Here is a 2,116-nt window from a genome sequence, read left to right as displayed (position 1 = left end):
GTGGTATTGATGGCGCTGCGCGCTATAACTGAAATGCTGCTGCCGGATGGCAATCCTATCTTGGCTTACACTGAGTTCTTTGGTGATCCCATTATGGCTACGCTTATCGCAGTGCTGATTGCCATTTTTACCTTTGGTTTAAATCGGGGCCGTAGTATGGATGAAGTAATTAGTACCATTACCGATTCCATAAAAATCATCGCCATGACAATGTTGATCATTGGCGGCGGCGGGGCGTTTAAACAAGTGTTGGTTGATAGTAGTGTGGATAAATACATCTCATCGATGATAGAAGGAAGCACTATCTCTCCGCTGCTGCTTGCCTGGACCATTGCCGCCACGCTGCGCATTGCACTAGGCTCGGCGACCGTCGCGGCGATTACCGCTGGCGGCATCACCGCACCACTTATCGCAACCACTGGCGTTAGCCCCGAGCTGATGGTTGTCGCCGTAGGCTCTGGCAGCTTGATCTTTTCCCACGTCAACGATCCTGGCTTCTGGCTGTTCAAGGAGTATTTTAACCTGACCATCGGTGAAACTATCCGCTCCTGGTCGGTGCTGGAAACCATAATCGCGGTCAGCGGCCTTGCGGGCTGTNTTCTGCTGAATATGGTGATTTGACCTCACACCGTCTACGCTCGCACGGACCGGTCCAGCAGCCTGCCCGCTATAGGCAGGGTTATACCAATCGACAGGCTACCATATCGACAAGCTACCATTTTTTGAGCGGGTGGTCGTCTGTTCGGTATGATGATGTTAACCTCCCATTCCTAGGCGCGTATGCCGTCCAGGAACATCTGAGTCGAGATCATGACTAACAATAACCCCATGAGCCGCTCAAGCGCGCTGACCCCTTTACTCCCTAGCAATTGTAAAAAGACGTTAGACAGCATCAGGATGACGACTGACAGAACCCAGGCGATGAGTAAAGACAGGACTAACTGGTTGATTTTCATTGGATATTGATGAGATAATAGCATCAGCGCCGCCAGGATTGACGGGCCGGCGACCAGTGGGATCGCCAGTGGCACCAAAAACGGCTCCTCCCCCGCCGGCAGGCCGGCACTATTGCCTTCCTGGGAAGGAAAAATCATTTTAATAGCGATCAAAAAGAGAATAACACCGCCGGAGATAGATACCGTTTCGGTGCGTAGGTTGAGAAACGACAAAATATGTTCGCCGGCAAACAGAAAAATCAGCATCAGAAGCAGCGCTATCAGCATCTCCCGGATGACGATAGCGCGCCGCCTCTTCGGCTCTAGATGTTTAAGAACCGACATGAATATTGGCAGATTACCCAAGGGATCCATAATTAAAAACAATAAAACAGTGGCCGATATCATTTCACTCATTATTACCTCGATGTTATCAGCGCCGGCGCCCCGACAACGGCAGGGAATGAGTACAAGCATCGCCGCTGAAAATGGCTTAAAATATAGAACAACTCTACTTGCGGCATTTCGGCCACATTTCGTATGGTGGATGCAGTGTATCCTGTTGACGTTGCGCAGTAAAGAGCATACGTAATAGTTTATCACCCCTCCCTCTACTACGGCAGGACAGTTAAACATGAAAAACGTTGGTTTTATTGGCTGGCGCGGTATGGTCGGTTCAGTGTTGATGCAGCGCATGACCGAAGAGCACGATTTTGACTCTATCTGCCCGGTATTTTTTTCCACCTCCCAACACGGTCAGCCCGCACCGGAGGTCAACGGCCAGCAGAGTGTACTGCAGGATGCCTTGGATCTGGCGGTGCTCAGCACGCTAGATATTATCGTCACTTGTCAGGGCGGCTATTACACCGACGAAATCTATCCGCGGCTGCGTGAAATCGGCTGGCAGGGTTATTGGATTGATGCGGCGTCGTCACTGCGTATGCGCGAGGACGCGATTATCATCCTCGATCCCGTTAATCAGTCTGTGATCCAGCAGGGCCTGGATCGCGGCATCAAGACATTTGTTGGCGGCAACTGTACAGTGAGCCTGATGCTGATGTCGCTGGGCGGGTTGTTTGCTCAGGATTTAGTAGAATGGGCCTCGGTTGCCACCTATCAGGCGGCATCCGGCGGTGGCGCGCGCCATATGCGTGAACTCCTGGTACAAATGGGGCAATTGC

At 51.6% G+C, this 2,116-nt stretch carries 2 protein-coding genes and 1 pseudogene; 2 read left to right on the top strand and 1 reads right to left on the bottom strand.

Going from position 1 to position 2,116, the window contains the following annotated elements; translation table 11 throughout:
* Positions 1-597: pseudogene (locus tag BG74_RS17225) on the top strand (GntT/GntP/DsdX family permease); the annotation flags it as partial.
* A 173-nt stretch (positions 598-770) separates the two neighbouring features.
* On the opposite strand, the gene BG74_RS05920 reads toward BG74_RS17225, so the two are convergent.
* Positions 771-1,352, bottom strand: a complete 582-nt coding sequence (locus BG74_RS05920) for a YhgN family NAAT transporter (RefSeq protein ID WP_066597279.1) — start codon at positions 1,350-1,352, stop codon at positions 771-773.
* Between the two features lie 217 nt (positions 1,353-1,569).
* Here BG74_RS05920 and BG74_RS17220 point away from each other — a divergent pair.
* Positions 1,570-2,116 (top strand): aspartate-semialdehyde dehydrogenase (locus BG74_RS17220; RefSeq protein WP_244267362.1); only part of this gene is annotated, 547 nt, incomplete at its 3' end.

Source organism: Sodalis-like endosymbiont of Proechinophthirus fluctus (genome assembly GCF_001602625.1).
Lineage (GTDB): Bacteria > Pseudomonadota > Gammaproteobacteria > Enterobacterales > Enterobacteriaceae.
Note: the sequence above shows the minus strand (reverse complement) of the source record. Positions and strands in the feature narration are given on the sequence as shown.

Bases quoted from the DNA above. Each gene is read 5' to 3' on its own strand.
- BG74_RS05920 (WP_066597279.1), bottom strand. From the start codon at position 1,352: ATGAGTGAAATGATATCGGCCACTGTTTTATTGTTTTTAATTATGGAT.